2 protein-coding genes are annotated in these 2,882 nt (G+C 69.6%); one reads left to right on the top strand and one right to left on the bottom strand.

What is annotated here, in order from left to right; translation table 11 throughout:
- A partial coding sequence (locus AC1DYI_RS31495; RefSeq protein ID WP_477208049.1) for a putative bifunctional diguanylate cyclase/phosphodiesterase occupies positions 1 to 1,958 on the top strand: 1,958 nt, incomplete at its 5' end.
- Positions 1,959 to 1,973: 15 nt separating this feature from the next.
- Here the strand turns inward: AC1DYI_RS31495 and AC1DYI_RS31490 are convergent.
- On the bottom strand, positions 1,974 to 2,882 hold a 909-nt coding region (locus AC1DYI_RS31490), incomplete at its 5' end, for a serine/threonine-protein kinase (RefSeq protein WP_477208048.1).

Below are 2,882 nucleotides of genomic sequence, written 5' to 3'. Positions count from 1 at the left end.
GCCTGGCGCGTCCCGACGGCAGCGTGTGCCACATGCTGCAGGTGATCGAGCCGATCGGCGAGAAGGTCAGCGGCGGCGCTGGCCAGCGCTGGTTCAGCACGCTGCAGGACGTGACGGAGCACAAGCGCATCGAAGACCGGGTGCGGCGCCTGATGCGGACGCACGCGGTGCTGAGCGGCATCAACACGCTCATCGTGCGCGTTCGCGACCGCGACGAACTCTTCCGCGAGTCGTGCCGCATCGCCGTCGAAGCCGGTGCCTTCCAGGCGGCCTGGATCGCGATGCTGGACCCGCTGACGCTGGAAGGCCAGGTGGTGGCATCGCATGGCGGCGAACCGCGGTACGTGGACATGGTCCGCATCACTGCACGCGACGGCGCCCCGCACAGCGACCGCCCGGCGAGCCAGGCCGTGCGCTCGAAATCACCCGTCGTGCTCAATGACCTGCGAGCCGACCCCACGCTCGCAGACAGGCTGGACGAAGCCGGCGCAACCAGCTTGCGCGCCGCGGCCTGCTTCCCGCTGGTGGTGGCCGATCGATCTGTCGGCGTGTTCACGCTGCTGGCGGACGAGGCCGGCGTGTTCGACAACGAGGAGGTCAGGCTGCTGCAAGAGCTGGCCGGCGACATCTCGTTCGCGCTCGATCACCTGGCCAAGGAAGAACAGCTCAACTACCTGGCCTACTACGATGCGCTCACCGGCCTGGCCAACAGCGCGCTGCTGCGCGAGCGGCTGCTGCAGCACGTGGCAGCGGCGGCCGCCGAAGGCCAGCGGCTGGCCCTGGTGCTGTTCGACATCGAACGCTTCAAGACGATCAACGACACGCTCGGGCGGCATGTGGGCGATGCCCTGCTCAAGCAAGTGGCCGAGCGCCTGGTGGAGGCCGCCGGCAACCAGGCGCATGTCGCGCGCATCGGCGCCGACAATTTCGCGTTGGTGATGCCCGGCGTGCGCTCCGACGCTGACGTCCAACGCGTCGCGACCGAACACTACCTGCACTGCTTCGGGCGCCCGTTCGACATCGAGAGCCACGAGCTGCGGCCCTCGGCCAAGATCGGCATCGCGCTGTTCCCGAACGACGGCGCCGACGCGGAGGCGCTGTTCCGCAACTCGGAAGTCGCGGTGCGCAAGGCCAAGGCCACCACCGAGCGGTCACTGTTCTACAACCCGCGCATGACCGAGGCGGTGGCCGAGAAGCTGACACTGGAGAACCAGCTGCGGCGAGCGCTGGAGAACGACGAGTTCGTGCTGCACTACCAGCCCAAGGTGGATCTCGCGACGCGCCGCATCGTCGCGGTGGAGGCGCTGATTCGCTGGAACAGCCGCACGCAAGGGCTCGTCCCGCCGATGAAATTCATCCCCGTGATGGAGGAGACCGGGCTGATCCTCGAGGTCGGCCTGTGGGCGCTGTGCGAAGCCGCCAGGGACCACAAGCGCTGGGTCGAGCGCGGCATCGCGGCGCCGCGCATTGCGGTGAACGTGTCGGCCGTCCAGCTGCGCAAACCCGATTTCGTATCGACGGTGGAAGCGGCGCTCGCCTGCGGCGCGGTGCCGCATGGCATCGACATCGAAATCACCGAAAGCCTGGCGATGCAGGACATCGAGTCGACGATCGGCAAGCTGCATGCGCTGCGTGCGCTCGGCATCGATCTGTCGATCGACGACTTCGGCACGGGCTATTCGTCGCTGGCCTACCTGGCCCGGCTGCCGGCCCAGACGCTGAAGATCGATCGCGCCTTCATCAGCACCATGCTGGAGGACCCGAACAACATGACACTGGTCTCGACGATGATCTCGCTCGCGCATTCGCTGCACAAGAAGGTCGTCGCCGAGGGGGTCGAAACCGAAGAGCAGGCCCGCATGCTGCAGGCGTTGCGCTGCGATGAAATGCAGGGCTACCTGGTGAGCCGGCCCCTGCCCTTCGACCAGATCACGGCGTTGCTCGAACAGGCCGGATGACGGCCAGCAGTGCCCCTAGTGGCGCTGCTGCTCGCGCTGGTCGCGCAGGTCACGCAGCTTCACGCACTCTTCGGCACCAGCGTAGGCCGGCTTGCGGCACAGACGGTCGATGCACAGCGTCATCGCCAGAAAGACCTTCTTGCCGCAGGCCGCGCGCGGGTCGGCCGCGCCGGTCGCTGAGGTCGACGTCGATGCGTCACCGCTGACCGGCGGCCGCGTCACCGGGACCGGCCGTGGCTCGCTGCTGGCAGGGATGGACAGGTCGCGCACCGGCGCCTGGTTAGGCGCCTCGCGGGGCTGCAGCCTGTCCTGCGGCACCGGCTTGTCGGTTCGTGTCGCAGCGGGCCGCGTGGCCGCCGCGGTCAACGGCGGTGCGGCCAGGCCGGGAGTCGAAGGCGTAGCCTCCGCTTGGACCACCGCCTCGTCGGCGGCCACCGGCGCCGGCTCTTCGCCGCGCCCGGACCACCACCAGCCACCCGCGGCCACCAGCAGCACCGCGGCGCCGCCCCACAGCATCGCCGGGCCGATCCAGTGTCCGCTGTCAGGCTGTTTGCTGGGCGTCGACTTCGGCCGGCTGGACTTGGCCGCCTCGGCTCGGGCGGCTGCGCGCTTGGCCCGGTCCACCGGGATGGTCTTGGGCAGCGCCTTGGCCAGCGCGACGGCCGCCAGAGCCCGGCTGAGCGGCACGGTGGAATCGAACTGCGCCGGGTCCGGCGGCATCGCGGCGCGCTCCGGCTCGGCACTCGCCGTGGGCGGCAGAACCGGCGGGCTGATCTCGCCCAGCAGCGCCGCCCGCATCTCGTCCACCGTCTGCGGCCGGTCTTGCGGCCGCACCCTTAGCGACCAGTCGATCGCCGCCAACACCGTGGTCGACAAACCCGGCAGCGCCATGCCGGCCAGCGGCTGGTAACCATCGCTGACGGC

It is taken from the genome of Ideonella sp. P3_A4, assembly GCF_056403075.1.
Note: the sequence above shows the minus strand (reverse complement) of the source record. Positions and strands in the feature narration are given on the sequence as shown.